This is a genomic window from Arthrobacter sp. D2-10, from assembly GCF_054161285.1.
In genome coordinates this window covers 115,390-132,136 of sequence record NZ_CP096431.1, presented here as the reverse complement: position 1 = coordinate 132,136, position 16,747 = coordinate 115,390, and the positions used below count along the sequence as shown (strand labels likewise).

At 64.2% G+C, this 16,747-nt stretch carries 18 protein-coding genes; 9 read left to right on the top strand and 9 right to left on the bottom strand.

Going from position 1 to position 16,747, the window contains the following annotated elements:
• The first annotated feature begins 129 nt into the window (after window positions 1–129).
• The 3 genes from M1D74_RS00690 to M1D74_RS00680 all read left to right on the top strand — a co-directional run bounded on the left by M1D74_RS00690 (window position 130) and on the right by M1D74_RS00680 (window position 2,643).
• A complete protein-coding gene (locus M1D74_RS00690; RefSeq protein ID WP_458116155.1) occupies window positions 130–777 on the top strand; it encodes a hypothetical protein in 648 nt (215 codons plus the stop codon).
• A 237-nt stretch (window positions 778–1,014) separates the two neighbouring features.
• On the top strand, window positions 1,015–1,632 hold the full coding sequence (locus M1D74_RS00685) for a DUF47 domain-containing protein (RefSeq protein ID WP_309070081.1): 618 nt from the start codon (window positions 1,015–1,017) through the stop codon (window positions 1,630–1,632).
• Window positions 1,633–2,643, top strand: a complete 1,011-nt coding sequence (locus tag M1D74_RS00680; protein ID WP_309070082.1) for an inorganic phosphate transporter — start codon at window positions 1,633–1,635, stop codon at window positions 2,641–2,643.
• Between the two features lie 102 nt (window positions 2,644–2,745).
• On the opposite strand, the gene pstB is transcribed toward M1D74_RS00680, so the two are convergent.
• From pstB to pstS, 4 genes are all read right to left on the bottom strand, one after another.
• Window positions 2,746–3,525: a phosphate ABC transporter ATP-binding protein PstB gene (gene pstB / locus M1D74_RS00675; RefSeq protein ID WP_309070083.1), complete on the bottom strand. Its 780-nt coding sequence runs from the start codon at window positions 3,523–3,525 to the stop codon at window positions 2,746–2,748.
• A 28-nt stretch (window positions 3,526–3,553) separates the two neighbouring features.
• A complete protein-coding gene (pstA, locus tag M1D74_RS00670; RefSeq protein WP_309070084.1) occupies window positions 3,554–4,657 on the bottom strand; it encodes a phosphate ABC transporter permease PstA in 1,104 nt (367 codons plus the stop codon).
• Window positions 4,657–5,589, bottom strand: a complete 933-nt coding sequence (pstC, locus tag M1D74_RS00665; protein WP_309070085.1) for a phosphate ABC transporter permease subunit PstC — start codon at window positions 5,587–5,589, stop codon at window positions 4,657–4,659. The genes pstA and pstC overlap by 1 nt, the downstream gene beginning before the upstream one ends.
• A gap of 149 nt (window positions 5,590–5,738) precedes the next feature.
• Window positions 5,739–6,854 carry a phosphate ABC transporter substrate-binding protein PstS gene (gene pstS / locus M1D74_RS00660; protein ID WP_309070086.1) on the bottom strand — a complete coding sequence of 372 codons (1,116 nt, stop codon included), beginning with the start codon at window positions 6,852–6,854 and terminating at the stop codon, window positions 5,739–5,741.
• A 262-nt stretch (window positions 6,855–7,116) separates the two neighbouring features.
• Here pstS and M1D74_RS00655 point away from each other — a divergent pair, with 262 nt between their 5' ends.
• The 4 genes from M1D74_RS00655 (at window position 7,117) to disA (ending at window position 11,653) form a co-directional block, all read left to right on the top strand.
• Entirely contained in the window at window positions 7,117–7,875 is a 759-nt protein-coding gene (locus M1D74_RS00655) for a hypothetical protein (protein WP_458116154.1), read from the top strand.
• Between the two features lie 10 nt (window positions 7,876–7,885).
• Window positions 7,886–9,013 carry an FUSC family protein gene (locus tag M1D74_RS00650; protein ID WP_309070088.1) on the top strand — a complete coding sequence of 376 codons (1,128 nt, stop codon included), beginning with the start codon at window positions 7,886–7,888 and terminating at the stop codon, window positions 9,011–9,013.
• A gap of 41 nt (window positions 9,014–9,054) precedes the next feature.
• Entirely contained in the window at window positions 9,055–10,431 is a 1,377-nt protein-coding gene (gene radA / locus M1D74_RS00645) for a DNA repair protein RadA (protein WP_309070089.1), read from the top strand.
• Window positions 10,432–10,576: 145 nt separating this feature from the next.
• Window positions 10,577–11,653 (top strand): DNA integrity scanning diadenylate cyclase DisA, encoded by a 1,077-nt coding sequence (gene disA, locus M1D74_RS00640; RefSeq protein WP_309070090.1) that lies wholly within the window; start codon window positions 10,577–10,579, stop codon window positions 11,651–11,653.
• 19 nt (window positions 11,654–11,672) lie between these two features.
• On the opposite strand, the gene M1D74_RS00635 is transcribed toward disA, so the two are convergent.
• A complete protein-coding gene (locus M1D74_RS00635) occupies window positions 11,673–12,335 on the bottom strand; it encodes a DUF4232 domain-containing protein (protein ID WP_458116153.1) in 663 nt (220 codons plus the stop codon).
• Window positions 12,336–12,454: 119 nt separating this feature from the next.
• On the opposite strand from M1D74_RS00635, the gene M1D74_RS00630 reads away from it, so the two are divergent.
• Entirely contained in the window at window positions 12,455–13,381 is a 927-nt protein-coding gene (locus M1D74_RS00630) for an A/G-specific adenine glycosylase (RefSeq protein WP_458116152.1), read from the top strand.
• 66 nt (window positions 13,382–13,447) lie between these two features.
• A complete protein-coding gene (locus M1D74_RS00625; protein WP_458116151.1) occupies window positions 13,448–13,924 on the top strand; it encodes a hypothetical protein in 477 nt (158 codons plus the stop codon).
• Window positions 13,925–13,954: 30 nt separating this feature from the next.
• Here M1D74_RS00625 and dhaM read toward each other — a convergent pair whose 3' ends face one another.
• The 4 genes from dhaM to M1D74_RS00605 all read right to left on the bottom strand — a co-directional run bounded on the left by dhaM (window position 13,955) and on the right by M1D74_RS00605 (window position 16,743).
• Window positions 13,955–14,683, bottom strand: a complete 729-nt coding sequence (dhaM, locus tag M1D74_RS00620; protein ID WP_309070094.1) for a dihydroxyacetone kinase phosphoryl donor subunit DhaM — start codon at window positions 14,681–14,683, stop codon at window positions 13,955–13,957.
• Complete coding sequence (gene dhaL, locus M1D74_RS00615; protein WP_309123638.1) at window positions 14,680–15,318, bottom strand: dihydroxyacetone kinase subunit DhaL; 639 nt, start codon at window positions 15,316–15,318, stop codon at window positions 14,680–14,682. The genes dhaM and dhaL overlap by 4 nt, the downstream gene beginning before the upstream one ends.
• Window positions 15,319–16,320, bottom strand: a complete 1,002-nt coding sequence (gene dhaK / locus M1D74_RS00610) for a dihydroxyacetone kinase subunit DhaK (protein ID WP_458116150.1) — start codon at window positions 16,318–16,320, stop codon at window positions 15,319–15,321.
• A 249-nt stretch (window positions 16,321–16,569) separates the two neighbouring features.
• Window positions 16,570–16,743, bottom strand: a complete 174-nt coding sequence (locus M1D74_RS00605; RefSeq protein WP_309070133.1) for a CsbD family protein — start codon at window positions 16,741–16,743, stop codon at window positions 16,570–16,572.
• Window positions 16,744–16,747: the final 4 nt, after the last annotated feature.

Below are 16,747 nucleotides of genomic sequence, written 5' to 3'. Positions count from 1 at the left end.
GGTCAGCCCAGACGACGTGTCTACTTTATCGCACCCGATCGGGCGTTGTTGCAACCGTGTTCCGGGCTGCCTGGGCCGACGATCACAGCGTGCCTAGCCCCTCAATAGGCGCAGGAGTATTCTCGACCCATGGACGGCGAATATATAAACAACAGCCCTCGGCATCACAAACCCAAGCCGTTCGCGCCTGCAGACTTCGAGATCTTTGCTGGAGGAGCTGACCCCTCCAGGGTTTCCGAGGCGGCCCACCTTGCAGCGCACGCCCTGGTCCATCATGGTCGGGAGGCCGATGACCCGCAGGTGACGCAGCGTCTGGTGCAACTGGCCGATCAACAGGGCCTGGAGGCGATCGCCGAGCTGTGGGCGGAGAGCCCCGCGCGCTCGCTACCCGGAGCTCTTTGGCGGCTCTATGCACTTCGTGCAGCCACGCAACAGAATCCCGAGCGGATCGCCTCCTACTTTAAGGCCGGCAAGGAAGTTGCCCAGGTCTCCAAGGTTGTCGCCGGAGTTGCGGAGCCCCCGGGCGCCGATGAGGTCCAACAGATGGCGGACACCATTCTTTCCGGCGCTTTTGACGGCGAGTTTGATGTGGCACTCGAGCGTTTTGCCGCATTCTGCCGGGTAGTTGCTCTTGGCCAGACCAATCATGCGGACGACGCGGAGCCCTCCAACGGCGCTCACGCCAGTAAGCTGACCCGCAGCTCACACCAGCTGATCAAGACCGCCGAAGACCTTGAGCACGCCGCCGCGTCCTGGCGTCGCGGCGAACTCGACTGACAATCCCGGACGCCGCGTTGACATGGGGGCGGGTCAGTAGCAGACTGAAACTGGTGTCGGACCGTGGAACCCCCGGGCTTCAACATTAAGCCGCTTCGAGCGGCCTTCCGCCGAGAGGCGCTCCCGGTTCGGCGCCACTTTTATGTCCGCGTGGCAGGCTGTACGCGCCGATAAACCCATGCCGGGGCACAGGTATTCTTAGGTGGCAACCGTCCGTGCAACCCCTAGGTGACTTTAGTGAAGCTCCGCCTCTTCCCTCAGGAGAATGCAGGACTGGAACTACTTTCCAGCATGGCTCAGCAACTGGTAATCGGCGTTCGCACCATGTCCCGCATCCTTGGTGCCCCGCCTGAGGATTACGACGCCCTAGCAGAGGAGCTGCACCAGGCCGAGGGCACCTCCACCGAGATGCACTTCGCGCTCCTGACATCCATGCGCACCAGCTTCATCAATCCGCTGCCGCGCGAAGACCTGTACGCCATCTCGCGTTTGCTGGGTGAAGCAATGGAGAAGCTCGACGGCGCTGCTGAGCTGATCGCTCTGTATAGGCTCAGCAAGCTCAGCCGCAGGGCGTCGGAGCAACTCGAAGTAATCACCCGCCAGGCTGAGCTCACTGCGGAAGCGATGCGGCAGCTCACGGACCTGGATGAGCTCGAAGATTACTGGATCGAGATCGTCCGCCTCTCCAAGCGCGCCGAGCGCACCCACCGGATCTGGTGCTCGGAACTGATGCACGACCATAAACCGCTGGTCTACGCCCGGCACCGGGACGTCGCGGAACAACTCATCGATGCCACCAAGGACATCCGCAAGGTCGCCACCCACGTCGGCGCGATCATCGTGAAGGAATCGTAGGTGGAGTTGTTCCTCCTTGGTACAGCCGTGGTGCTCGCCGGAGGTTTTGCCTTCATCAACGGGTTTCACGACGTATCCAATTCCGTTGCAACCTCCGTCCGTACCCGCGCACTGACGCCGACGGTGGCCGTGCTCCTTGCCGCCCTGTTCAACCTCGTCGGTGCCTTGATGAGCGTCAGCCTTGCCGACCTGTTCACCGGTGACCGGATCGCCCTTCCCAGCGGTCAGACCGGGCTCGGCATCATCATCGCCGGGCTCCTCGCCGCATCCTCCTGGGGCCTATTCACCTGGTACCGGGGAAAGCCGTCGTCGTCGACCCACGCGCTCCTCGGCGGCCTGGTGGGTGCCGGCCTCGCCTCGGCCTTCCTGAGCGATCAGTCGATCGCGTGGTCCGGAAGAGTGTTCCTCCTGGAAATCGGCCTGCCGCTGCTCCTCTCCCCGGTCATAGCCTTCCTGCTGGCCTACCTGGCGGTTTTTCCCGCTACCTGGTTCCTGCGGAACAACTCCCCGCGCAAGGTCAACGAGGGCAACCGCATGGCGCAGGCGGTCCTGACGGGGGCCTTTGCTCTGGGGCACGGGCTGCAGGACGGTCAAAGGACCATGGTCGTGATCGTGCTGGCGATGGTGGGAGCCGGAGTCTACACGGGCAGCACGGTACCGATCTGGGTACAGGTGTTCGCCGCCGTCGTGCTGGCTGCAGGGTCCCTGCTGGGCGGCTGGCGGATCACCCACACCCTTTCGCACAGACTTGTGCGCATCGACCCGCTTCACGGCATGGCAGCCCAGGGCGTCAGCGCGGTGATGCTTTTCGTCGGAGCTATCGGCTTCCATATGCCGCTTTCAAGCACCCATACGATGACCTCTGCCATCGTGGGCGCCGGCACCAACCACCGCTACAGCACGGTGCATCGTCGCGTGGTCAGGACGGTGCTGCTTGTCTGGATTACGACGGCGCCGGTCGCCGCGCTGCTCGGCGCCACCCTGTATCTGGCAATCAGCCCGTTGCTTTAGCTGGGCGTCCGCTCGCCCGCCTCGAAGGTTGAGGGTTGGAAAGCCCTGCGGGCGCCCACCACACGATGTGTTGAGCGCCCGCAGTCTTCGACCTGATTCGTTCTATCCGAACCGCCCGGAGACGTAGTCCTCGGTTGCCTTCTGGGAGGGCATATTGAAGATGTTGGTGGTGTCCCCGTATTCGATGAGCTTGCCGGGCTTGCCGGTGCCCGCGATGTTGAAGAAAGCGGTCTTGTCGGAGACCCGCGCCGCCTGCTGCATGTTGTGGGTCACGATGACCACCGTGTACTCGCTCTTGAGCTCGTTGATGAGGTCCTCGATCGCAAGGGTGGAGATAGGATCCAGCGCCGAGCAGGGCTCATCCATCAGAATGACCTCGGGCGAGACCGCGATGGCGCGAGCGATGCACAGGCGCTGCTGCTGGCCGCCGGACAGACCGGAACCCGGACGGCCGAGGCGGTCCTTGACCTCATTCCAGAGGTTGGCCCCGCGGAGGGACTTCTCGACCAGCGCGTCGGCATCCGCCTTGGAGATCCGCTTGTTGTTCAGCTTCACACCGGCCAGCACGTTGTCGCGGATTGACATGGTGGGGAACGGGTTGGGCCGCTGGAAGACCATGCCCACCTGGCTGCGCACCGTTACCGGGTCAACTGCAGAGTCATACAGGTTGTCGCCGTCGAGCAGAACTTCACCCTCGACACGAGCACCGGGAATGACCTCGTGCATGCGGTTCAGCGTCCGCAGGAACGTCGACTTGCCACAACCGGACGGGCCGATGAACGCAGTGACGGAGCGTGCCTCGATGCTGATGTTCACATCTTCCACCGCAAGGAACTTGCTGTAGTAGACGTTCAGGTCCTTGACGTCGATTCGCTTGGACAATGGTGATCCTTCTGGTTGTGCCGGCGGGTCAGCGGCTGGTCTTGGGAGCGAAGAGGCGGGCGATCAGGCGCGCCACGAGGTTCAGGAGCATGACCATGATGATCAGCACCAGCGCGGCCGCCCACGCACGCTGCGTGCTGGGGTCGGTGGCCGTTGGGGAGGTCGGGGTGAGGATCTGGTAGTAGATGAACGTGGGCAGGGTGCTCATCCAGTCACCGAACACGTTCCAGTTGATCGCGCTGGCGAATCCGGCAGTCACCAGAATCGGAGCGGTCTCTCCGATCACGCGGGCGATCGCGAGCGTGACACCGGACGCGATGCCGGAGATCGCCGTCGGAATGACCACCCGGGTGATGGTTCGCCATTTGCGCACGCCCAACGCATAAGAGGCTTCCCGAAGCTCATTCGGGACGATCTTCAGCATTTCCTCAGTGGAGCGCACCACTACCGGGATCATCAGGACGGACAGCGCCACCGCGGCAACGAACCCCGTACGGGTTCCAGGGCCGAACAACTGGCCGAACAGTGCCGCCGCGAAGAGGCCGGCGACGATGGAAGGGATACCGGTCATGACGTCGACAAAGAAGGTGATGGCCCTTGCGAGCCTGCCGCCCGTTGAGTACTCGATCAGATACACGGCCGCGAGCAGGCCGATCGGTACGGAGATGAGGGTCGCCCACAGGGTGATCTGAAGCGTACCGATGATGGCGTGGTAGGCACCGCCAAGAACCGGCGTGCCCTCTTCGACAGTCTGGTTGTCGATCGCTCCGGTAACGCCGTTCATCGAAGTGAACAGGAAGTTGTAGGTCAGCCCGGGCAGCCCCCGCTCCAGCACGGTCCAGATCACCGACAACAGGGGAAGCAGCGCCACCAGGAATGCACCGTAAACCAGGAACATCGCCAGACGGTTGCGCGCTTTGCGCGCCCCTTCGATAACGCCGGTGGCAGCAGTTCCTGCAACGATGAAGATCAGTGCGCTGAACAGGGCCCAGGGCACCAGGCTGAAGCCGACCAGGGCGGCCAGCGCAGCACCCAGCACGAGTGATCCTGCCAGCACCACCCAGAGGGTGTAGGAGGGCATCTTGCCCTTGGTCAGTTGGGAGCGACGCGGAGTCAGAGTGGCGTTGGCCATTAGTTAGCCCCTGAGAATTCTTTGTGCCGGCTGATGATCCACCGTGCGATGACGTTGACGGCAAGCGTGATGACGAAAAGCACCAGGCCGGCTGCGATGAGTTCGGCCAGCCGCAGGCCATATGCCTCCGGGAAGTTGAGCGCAATTTCCGCAGCGATTGTCTGATTTCCGGACGTGATCAGGCTCGCGGTCAACCCACCTCCCGAGAGAACCAGGGCCACAGCCATCGTCTCGCCGAGCGCGCGGCCCAGACCCAGCATTGCGGCGCTGATGATGCCCGGACGGGCGAACGGCAGAACCGCCATGCTGATCATTTCCCACCGTGTGGCTCCCATGGCGAGGGCTGCTTCTTCGTGAAGCTTCGGCGTTTGAAGGAAGATTTCACGGCTCAGCGAGGTGATGATCGGCAGGACCATGACTGCGAGGACGATGCCGGCGGTAAGAATGGTGCGTCCGGTCTGGCTTGCGGGGCCTTCGAACAGTGGAACCCACCCGGCATTCTCTGCCAGCCATGCGTAAGCAAGGGCCAACTGCGGAGCCAGGACGGCGTAACCCCAGGCACCGTAAACCACCGACGGGATGGCGGCGAGAAGATCGATCACATATCCGAGGCCCTGGGCGAACCTGCGGGGCGCATAGTGTGAGATGAACAGCGCAACGCCGATGCCGAGCGGTGTCGCGATGAGGAGAGCAATCGCTGCCGCAATGATGGTGCCGATGACGATCGGGAAGATGTAGGAGAAGAAGCCCTGACCACCGGTGATCTCCGCTGGGTCTTCACCGAGGACCGGAAGGGCTTCGATGATGAGGAACACGGCGACGCTGAAGAGGGCTGCCAGGATCAAACAGCCGGCTAGCAGGCTGGCGCCGGAGAAGATCTTGTCTCCGGATTGACCTGCACCACCCGTTCGTTTCACTGCATTGGTGGACACGTGTGGACCTTTCGGCGCTGCGCGGAATCAAATGGGACAGCGCTCACGCTACTGTCTCGCTCTTACAAGGTACCCGCAACCCGCTTGGGTTGCAGACAGCCAATTGCCCCGCCGGGCCGGGATCGGCCAGGCGGGGCATTGTCGGCTGATTAGGAAGCAACCGTGATGGAATCGATGGCTTCCATTGCCTGCTCGCGCAGGGTCTCGGAGATCGGGGCGTTGCCCGCCGAACCCTCTGCGTCTGCCTGGCCATCTTCGCTGACTGCGTAGGTGGCGAAGGCCTTGACGAGGTCCACGGTCTCCTGGTCCTCATACGTGGTGCAGTACACGTGGTAGGAGATCAGAACGATGGGGTAGGCACCGGATTCAGTGGTATCACGCTCAAGGTCGAGGGACATGTCGAGGTCTCCACGGCCCTCAACAGGAGTAGCTACCTCAACTGCACGCGAAGCAGCCTCGGCGCTCAGCTCTACATACTCTTCGCCAACCTGCACGTGCACCTGTCCAAGGTCGCCCACAGCTGAAGCATCAGCGTAGGTGATAGCGCCCTCGGTTGCCGAGGTCGTGGAAACGACGCCGTTGGTTCCCTGGGCATTCTCTGCGACGATGTCGGAAGGCCAGTCACCGGACACCTCGTAGGTCCACTGCTCAGGTGCAGCGGCAGCAAGGTACTCGACGAAGTTTTCAGTGGTGCCCGACTCGTCGGCGCGGTGAACTACGGTGATCGCGAGGTCGGGCAGATCGACGTCCTCGTTCTGGGCGACGATTGCCTCGTCGTTCCAGTTGGTGATTTCGCCCTTGAAGATGGACGCAATGGTTTCTGCATCGAGGTTGACTGCCTCAACGCCCGGCAGGTTGAAGGCTACGGCGATCGGCGACACGTAGGCAGGGATGCTGATCGCGCCGTCAGGTCCGCAGATCTCCTTGGAGGCTTCGTACTCCTCGTCCTTCAGGTATGCGTCGGAACCGGCGAACTGCACGGCCTGGGCGAGGAATGCTTCACGTCCCGCGCCGGAGCCGTCCGGGGAGTACTGGACTGTTGCATCAGTGTTCAGTTCCTCGAAACCGGCCTTCCATGCGGTCATTGCTGCCTGCTGCGATGAGGCGCCGGCGCCGGTCAGGGTTCCGGAAACGGTGCTTTCGGGGGCTGCGCTTGACTCGCCCTCCGACGCCGGAGTGACGGCGTTGTCCGAGCCACACGCCGTGAGGGCCAGAGCGGCCACAGAGATTACTGCCGCAGCGCGGCCAAAGCGAAGAGCCTTCACTTGAATATTGCCCCTTCCAGGGTTTTTGAACAGTCGGTGCTCACAAAAGGCACGGATCCTGTCTTCGACAGTTGTCTGTACGAGATTCGGTACGCATGACACGCTAGGCACCGCAGGTAACGAGACTGACCGGTGAAAGTGAACGGAAAGTGAACGCTGGGAGGATATTTACCCCAACTTCGTCCGCGGCCCTTGTGCTTTGGATTGAATGGGTTATTTAGGTCTCATCCTTTTCCCCAGGAGACGGACTAGCGTTAAACGCATGACCACCGAAAACCGGCCGGAGCATCCGGAGACGGGTGAAAGGTCCTCGGTCGGAGGGCATGACCACCCGCTGCGCTGGCGCCGCCTGTTGTTCCCGCTCGGGGTGGTTCACGTCCTGGTTGTGACACTCAGTCTCATCTCCCCCTTGCTCACCGGCGAGGAGCGAGGAGCAACTCCCTTCAGCGCTTACTTCGATGTGAACGGCGAGGGCAACTTCCCCACCTGGTGGTCGGTTGCGCAGCTTGCCGCAGCAAGCACCAGCCTTGTGTTCGTCGCGGTCTTGGCCCAACACCAAAAAATCAGGGGCGCCGCTGCCTGGTGGATTCTTGGCGGAATAGTCTTCCTCTTTTCCCTGGATGAAGGCACCGAGCTCCATGAACGCCTCGACGGCCTCGTCCTGCAGTTTGCAGAGGTACCGGATTTCACCTTCGTCTGGTTGATCCTCGGCGTTCCGCTGGCGGCGGTCGTCCTGATCATGGCAATCATCAGCACCCGTCGCCTGCCCGAAAAATCGACCCGGCTGATAGTGCTTGGCATAGCGACACTGCTCTTTGCCGCCGTCGGGCTGGAGTTCGTCGCCGGTGAGTTGATTCGCCTCGGGGCGCCGGTGATCGCGCTGGAGCTGCTCTCCCATCTCGAGGAGTTCATGGAGCTGATTGCCGGTTCACTCCTGCTGGTAGCTCCGCTCGCCGCCGTCCGGACGCGGACCAGCGGCAGGGCAACCAGCTTCACCCTCGTGGACCGCGACCGGCGGTAGGGTCAGGCGTATGACCCGGCGATCCAGAGTGGACCGTGCACGTTCCTTCGTGCGCAACCGATCCCGCGTCGGTCTGCGCCGCAGCCGATCCTCTCTGCTCCCGGCCGTCCAGATCACCGTCGGCGCCGTGGGCGCATACGCGTTCGCCGAGCAGGTACTGGGCCATGAGGGTCCCCTCTTCGCCGCCACCTCATCCCTCATCGCCCTGGGCTTCTCCCGCGATCCGCGGTTGCGCCGCGTGCTCGAGGTCGGTTTCGGCTGCACACTGGGAATCGCCGTGGGCGATGTTCTGCTTGCCGTGCTGGGCACGGGACTGTGGCAGGCCGCCGTCGTGCTTTTTATCTCTGTACTTTTGGCCCGCTTTCTGGACAGCGGCACCATCTTCACCACCCAACTTGCCCTGCAGTCCCTCCTGGTTGTGCTGCTGCCCGCTCCGGACGGCGGGCCGTTCACGCGCAGTGTGGATGCCATCGTCGGTGGCGTCTTCGCCCTGCTGATCACCATGGTGATGCCGCGCGACCCGCGCCGCGAACCGAAGGGTGATGTGCGCAAACTGCTCGGCGAGCTCTCGGGCGTGCTCCGCGAGAACTCGCGGGCGCTCTCCGCGAGCGACTCGACTCAGGCCTGGCACGCGCTGGTGAGGGCACGGAACTGTCAGCCGCTCATGGACGGCCTGTCCGGTTCGATGCGCGCGGCTGCCGAGGTCGCCCGGATATCACCGGCATACCGGAGGCATCGGGGTGAGCTCGGTGAGCTTCGGGGGTCGATTGGTTTCATTGACCTTGCCATCCGCAACAGCCGGGTGTTCTCCCGACGCCTGACGTCCGTGATCAACCACGCCGCCCTCTCGGACGAGGCGGTGCAGTCACTCGCGCAGGTGATCGAGGAGACCGCCGACGCCGTGGATGTCCTCGCGCTGGCACTTCACTCGTCCTCCGCCTCCGAAAGGGATCAGCACCTGCGAAGGGCCCGTGAGGATCTGGCGGCCGTCGCCACGGTCCTGCATCCTGCCCGGCTCAACGTGACGCGCCTCGAGGGTGAGGGCCTCGTCATCCTGTACCGGCCCCTCGTCGTCGACCTGCTCGAAGCCACCGGCCTTTCGCACGAGGATGCCGCCGGCTACCTGCCGAAGCTGTGAGCTTCGACAGGACTGTCAGAAGCACCCGGTACGTTTGAGTCATGGCAACAAAGACCGCGCGCTCGCGCGCCCAATCCCCCGCCTATCGCTGTGGAGAGTGCGGCTGGACCACCGCCAAATGGGTCGGCAGGTGTGGCGAGTGCCAGGCCTGGGGAACAGTGGAGGAAACCGCCGCAGCAGGCGTTGCCCGTACGACGGCGGCTACTACCGTTGCGCGGCCGGCCCTCCGCATCGCCGATGTGGACGCCACCACCGCTTCCTACCAGCCCACTGAAGTAGGTGAACTGGACAGGGTCCTCGGCGGTGGGCTGGTGCCGGGAGCAGTCATCCTTGTCGCCGGTGAACCCGGCGTCGGCAAGTCCACCCTGCTCCTGGATGTCGCGGCACGGGTGGCACGGCTGGGACGTACGGTCCTCTACGTCACCGGTGAGGAGTCCTCGGCGCAGGTGAAACTCCGGGCGGAGCGCATCGGTGCCCTCGCGGACACGCTCTATCTGACCGCGGAGTCAGACCTCAGCCAGGCGCTCGGCCAGGTCGAGAAGGTGGATCCCGCATTGCTCATTGTGGACTCGGTGCAGACCCTCAGCAGCCCGGCGGTGGACGGTAGCGCCGGCGGGGTTACCCAGGTACGGGAAGTGGCTGCGTCCCTGATTAATGCTGCCAAGACCCGGGGCATGACCACGCTGCTGGTTGGGCATGTCACCAAGGACGGCTCCATCGCGGGACCCCGGCTGCTGGAACACCTGGTGGATGTCGTCTGCCAGTTTGAGGGCGAACGGCATTCACGCCTCCGTCTCATGCGCGCAGTCAAGAACCGATACGGTCCCACGGATGAGGTGGGGTGCTTCGACCTGACGGACACCGGCATCGAGGGTCTTGCTGATCCCAGCGGGCTGTTCGTCTCCCGCACCAAGGAACCCGTCGCGGGAACCTGCATCACCGTCACGCTGGAGGGCAGGCGGCCGTTGCTGGCGGAGGTTCAGGCCCTCCTTGCCGAGTCAGCGAACGCACAGCCGCGCCGCGCCACCAGCGGCCTGGATGGCTCCCGGGTGTCCATGCTCCTTGCCGTCCTGCAGCGGCGTGCGTCGCTGCAACTTCACAAGGACGACAGCTACGTCGCGACGGTAGGTGGAGTGAAGCTGAGCGAACCGGCAACGGACCTCTCGGTGGCGCTGGCAATTGCGTCCGCCAAGACCAACCAGGCGCTGCCCTCCCGCATGATTGCGTTCGGCGAGGTGGGCCTTGCCGGGGAAGTACGTCCCGTTCCGGGCATCTCCCGGCGCATCCAGGAGGCTGAGCGCCTGGGCTTCACCCACGCCGTCGTACCGGAGTCGCCGAACGGGCCCGGCCGCATACCGGCCGGATTCACCGTGAAGCAGATCAGCACCCTCACGGAGGCTTTGGAACTGCTCTTCTGACGCTGCCGTTGGTCGTTTCGGGGCGTAACAGATCCGAACGTTATGGATTTGAGCAGAAACGGGGCCAACAGCCGATTGCGCGCTCCCATAGGATTAGGAACTGCCGGATCGTGCATTCGCCCGTCCGGCAGGAAGAGGGAGTGAGATGGCACGCAGTCCGGAGGACGCGCTGAAGGCAACCCTTGCGCGGGTAGCGCCGGGTACGCAGCTGCGCGACGGCCTTGAGCGAATCCTGCGCGGCCGCACCGGCGCCCTGATTGTTCTGGGGTTCGACCGCACGGTGGATTCAATTTGTTCGGGCGGCTTTGACATCGGAATCGACTTCTCGCCGACGCGCCTGCGGGAGCTCGCCAAGATGGACGGTGCAATAGTCTGTGACCGGGACGCGAGCAACATCCTCCGCGCCGGCGTGCAGCTGGTGCCGGACCACCGCATCGAAACGCAGGAATCAGGCACCCGGCACCGAACCGCCGAACGCGTGGCAATCCAGACCGGTTTCCCCGTTATTTCTGTCAGCCAGTCCATGCAGATCATTGCGCTTTACGTTGACGGCCTGCGGCACGTCCTCGAGGGTTCCGAGCCGGTGCTGGCGCGCGCCAATCAGGCGCTGGCCACCCTTGAGCGGTACCGTGCGCGGTTGGACCAGGTCACGGGGTCGCTCTCGGCTCTTGAGATTGAAGCGATGGTCACTGTTCGGGACGTAGCAGTCACCCTGCAGCGCCAGGAAATGGTGCGTCGCATCTCCGAGGAGATTTCCCAGTACGTACTCGAGCTGGGCATCGACGGCCGTCTCCTGTCGCTACAGGTGGAAGAGCTCACCACGGGCCTGGGCCCGGGCAGCGAGATGGTGCTGCGTGACTACTCAGGGCTGGATGGAAACGCGGCGCCTGTCGAGGAACAGCTGGCACGCCTCCAGGGGTTCAGCTCAACGGACCTGATCGACCTCGGAACCATTGCCAGTGTCCTTGGTTTCAACCCGTCGTCGGATTCGCTGGATGCCGTAGTGCAACCCAAGGGCTACCGGTTGCTCTCCGGTATCAAGGCGGTTCCTCCCACGGTCGCCAACCGGCTGGTCGATCATTTTGACGGGCTGCAGAACCTCATGGCCGCCAATATCGATGACCTGATGGCCGTGGACGGCATCGGTGATCAGCGCGCCCGCACCGTCCGTGAAGGTCTCTCAAGAATCGCGGAAACCAGCCTGCTCGACCGCTTCATGTAGCCGCGCCTGAGACCAACCCTCACTCAAGGCTGAACGAGACCTCGTCGCTGACGCGCTCGCCCAGGCGGGTCTGGAACACGTACTGGCCGGCTCCGGGCACTGCGTCGACTGCGGCGCACTCGGGCGTGCTGCGGATCCTCCCCCATGTGAACCGCGCCGTCTCCGAATCTCCCGGTTCGATGGTCACCTCCAGGTCCTCCGCGCCCTCCTGGCAGTCCCTGGACGAGAAGATGCGGTCATCGCCGCTGGTGATGAGGAATTCCATCTGGGAAGTGCCGACGTTGATCGGGCAAGGAACATCACCGGTGTTGCTGACAGTCAGGGACAGGACCGGCGATTGGTCCTCTGCGTAGCTCTCCGAGTCGGTGCTGCCGGTGACTTTGACAGCGGCCGGGTTGCAGCTCTCACTGGCGGTTGCGGACGGTGTCGGAGACGGTGAAGCGGTAGTCGGGGCGGACGCGGTAGCTTCGGGAACAGCACCTGGGGAGTTTGCCGCGACGGGAGTAGGCTCCGGATCACCACGGAACAGGCCCGCGATGGCGATGGCCGCCCACACCAGAGCGCCTACAAGCAAGAGCGCCAACACCGCGGCCACCTGGCGTCGACGCCGGTACACCTGTGGGCTCGGTTTCCGCCGGGGGATTTTCACCCGGCTGCTGCCTGTACCTCCTGCCGAGCTCATGATTCAAGGCTAAGAGACACGGGGGCAGCAGCAGTGCGCACCACGCCGCAAAGCCTCCACTTCCGACCGAGCTTCGATAAGGTGGATCCTGCCCTTTTACCGAACACCTGGAGCTCACCGTGGACACTGCAGTGCTGCATGCCCGCCTGAGCGACTGGTTCGATAATGCTGCCCGCGACCTACCGTGGCGTTTACCCTCCCGGACGCCGTGGGGCGTATTGGTCAGCGAGATCATGCTTCAACAGACACCGGTCTCCCGGGTGCTGCCCGTGTGGGAGGAGTGGGTGACCCGCTGGCCGACGCCGGCCGACCTGGCCGCCGTTCCGTCAGGCGAGGCAGTTCGGCACTGGGGTCGACTGGGCTACCCGCGAAGGGCGCTCCGCCTGCACGCTGCGGCGACCGCCGTCGTCGTCCGTCATAACGGTGAGGTGCCCAGCTCGTATGATGCCCTGTTGGCGTTGCCAGGTGTCGGCACCTACACCGCTGCCGCCGTCGCCGCCTTCGCTTTCGGGCGCAGGGAGACCGTTGTGGATACCAATATCCGGCGGGTGCAGGCCCGCCTGGTGGGCGGCGCGGCACTGCCCTCGCCCTCGTTGACCGCGGCTGAGATGAAGCGGGCCGCGAACCTCATGCCCGACGACGACGACGCTTCCGTGCGATGGAACGTCGCCGTGATGGAGTTGGGTGCGCTCATCTGCACCGCCCGGACACCTGCCTGCGAACGTTGTCCTGTCCTCGACCTTTGTGCCTGGGTCGCGGCGGGGAGACCTGCCCCCACCTACGTGCCGAAGGGCCAGTCCTGGGCGGGCACGGACCGGCAGGTGCGCGGCGCCATCATGCACGTCCTGCGCCACGCGGAGACCCCCGTTCCGCGGTCGTTGATTCATGAGCGCCCTGTCGAGCTGACACACGGCACCCCCGCGACCCTGGAGAAACTGTACGGGCTGAACGCACCACTCGAGCAGCTGGAGCGCGCGCTCGACGGCCTCCTGTCTGACGGGCTTGCTGAAGAGACATTGCACGGACTGCAGTTACCCGCTCGCTGAATGGCGCGGCGGGATTGGTACCGGATCGTATCCGCCGGCTCTCCCGCTGAGGCCTATCCTGCTTCCATGGGATTCATCCGGGCAGCCCCGGCACTCACCGCCGCTGTGCTCTGCACCGCGTGTGCCGGCGGCGGAGCGAGCCCGCTTGTGTGCACGGAGATCGGCGCCGAGCCCGGCGTATCAGTCACTGTCGGGGAGGACATGGCGGACGCGATCGAGAACCCTGTGCTCGAGGTCTGCATTGACGGCTGCCGGACCTATCAGCTGGAGCTTCACCCCGGAAGTGAGACGGTCGATCTCGGCTGCGACTCTGACGAGCCGGACGGCAGCTGCGCAGGGAGTGCGCGGCCGAACGGCACCCTGGTGGGCTTCGTCAGCGTTGATGGGCTGACCGCCGAAGAGATTGGCGTGACGGTGATATCCGGCGGACAGTATTACCGCACTGCTGCCACTCCCGAAGTGGTCTATCCCAACGGTCGCGGTTGCCCTGGCGAGGCGCTCCAGCTTTCCCTCACCCTGGACCGTGGCGCTTTGTCCGCCTGACGCGGGACCGGTCTGACCCGGGATTCCGGACTAGAGTTCGCCGAACCCTGCCTTGACCGCACCCGCGATGTACTCGATGGCTTCCTGCGCCTGCGGGCCGGTTGCTTCGGCGCGAAGCTCCTGCCCCTCGCCGAGCGCGAGCGACATCAGCAGCATCACCGATTTTCCGTCGACGCCGTTGATGGTCACCTCGGCGTCCAGATCGGTGAGCGCCCTGGCGAGCACGGCAGCAGGCCGCGCATGCAATCCCATTTTATTCGGCAGCGTCCAGGCGCCGGTCACCGGGATTCCGGCGGGTTCGTCCAGCGGTAACGAGTGGCCAGGAGCGGCCGCCCCGTGGGACACAAACGGCTCAAGTGACTCGGGGTCAATTGAAACGACGGCACCCTCGGCTGCCGTTGCAACCTCGTCGACCGTACTGCCGGACTCCGCCTGCACCGCCGCCGCTACCGAGCCTTCCACCAGGGCAGCCCGGGGCAGCCGGATCCTCGAGCGGGCGTCGGGAGCGAGAAATTCCAGTGTCATCTCCGCAGTCATGACCGCGGAGCCGAGGTCAGTGAGCACAACCACCCCGTCACCCTGATCTGCCTCTTCGAGCGCCGACTGCACCTTCTCAAGGCTCGTACCGATTCGCGGCGGGGAGTCACTGGTGCCGCCGGCGGCGACCATCTGAACGTTCGGCGCCATCTGTGCAGCGAGCTCAATCACGCCCTCGGCGATTTTGCTGCTGTGGGAAACGATGACCAGCCCGACGGTCACTGCTCCCGCCCCGCGGTGTCTGCTGCTGCCTGAAGAATCAGGGCCGTGGACTGCGCACCCGGGTCGCGGTGGCCCGCACTGCGCTCACCCAGGTAACTTGCCCTGCCTTTCCGTGCGATGAGCGGTTCAGTTGCCAGAGCGCCGGCCTGCGCGGCGTTGGCGGCGGCCTCGAGCACCTCCGTACTCGAGGCACCCGCCGACTTCGCCGTTTCGGCGGCCTCCACCGCGGGAGTCCAGGCGTCGATCATGGTCTTGTCCCCCGGCTCCGCCTTGCCGCGTGCCACCACGCCGTCGCGTGCTGCCGCCAGAAAAGCGACGACGGCGGCAGGATCGATCTCCGCTGCGTCACCAAGCGCGGTGGCCGCGCGAAGAAACGCCGTGCCGTACAAGGGTCCGGCCGCTCCGCCGACGGTGGACATCAGGGTCATGGCCGTGAGCTTGAAGACCGCCGCCGGTGTGTCCTGTCCGCCGCCGTCGAGCTTTGCCGTTACGGCCGCGAAACCGCGCTGCATGTTCTCGCCGTGGTCTGCATCGCCGATGACGCGGTCAAGTTCGATCAATTCAGCGCGATGCTCTGTGAGGACCTTGGAGGACTCACGGATCCAGGCTTCGGCCCAGTGTGCAGTCAAACCCATTTACACTCCCCATCGCAGGGCCGGCGTCCACACCGGCGTGTCCCAAAGTTCCACCATTTCATCGTCCAGCTTCAGCACTGAAATCGACGCGCCTTCCATCTCCAATGCCGTGATGTAGTTGCCCACGAGGGACCGCTCGACGGAGACGCCGCGTTCAGCAAGAACCTGGCGAGCCCGGCGGTACACGATGTAGAGCTCGCTGGCAGGGGTTCCGCCCATACCGTTGACGAACAACAGAACACGGTCGCCTTCCGCCGACTTCAGGTCACTGAGGATCGGCTCCAGAAGGCGGTCCGTTATACCGTCAGCCTTCTCCATCGAGATGCGATGCCGGCCCGGTTCTCCATGAATGCCGATGCCGATTTCAATTTCTTCCTCGGTCAGCTCGAAGCTGGGTACACCGGCATGCGGCACGGTGCAGGCGGACAACGCCACGCCCATCGAGCGGACGTTGTCGTTGACGCGCTGGGCAATCTCCGCGACGGCGTCGAGGGAATCACCACGCTCCGCTGCCGCGCCGGCGATACGTTCCACAAGCACCGTCCCGCCAACGCCACGACGGCCGGCAGTGTACAGCGAGTCCTCCACCGCGACGTCGTCATTGATCAGGACGGAGCGGACCTCAACCCCCTCCGCTTGCGCCATCTCTGCGGCCGTTTCGAAATTCAGCACATCGCCGGTGTAGTTCTTCACAATGTGAAGAACGCCGGCGCCGCCGTCCACAGCGAGGGTGGCAGGGATGATCTGGTCCGGGGTGGGCGAGGTGAAGACAGCACCGGGCACCGCAGCATCAAGCATTCCCCGGCCCACAAATCCGGCGTGAAGGGGTTCATGGCCGCTTCCGCCGCCGGATACCAAACCCACCTTGCCCTGAACCGGCGCGCCCGTTCGGGTGATGAACAGTGGATCGGAATGAACCTCGACCAGGTCAGCGTGCGCGGCACCGAATCCCTCGACGGATTCGGTGACTACTGCCTGCGGGTCGTTGATCAGCTTCTTCATGCGAGTCTCCTTGACGGTGATCGACGGGTGAAAACCGGTTCGCCACTGATCGACCCGCTGTGTGTCCGCTACAGCAAGAAGCCTCACCCGGCGGGTCGCGAGGGTATTTGAACAGTACTCTGCGGCAGTGACGGTTGCCCAGACCCTATCCGTCCGACCCTGCGCCGCCAGCCCCCGGAAACAACTGTGGGAAGGACCAATTGGTCCTTCCCACAGGTGACGGGCTGGTGCCGCCGTAGTCAGTGCCGCCTATTTCTTGAACGCGTCCTTGATGTTCTCGCCGGCGTTCTTGAGGTTGGCCTTGCTCTGGTCTTTCTGACCTTCGGCTTCCATGTCCCTGTTGCCGGTAGCCTTACCCAGGCCTTCCTGGATTTTTCCACCCAGCTTCTCGGCGTTGTTCTGCGCTTTCTCGTCTGCACCCATGGCG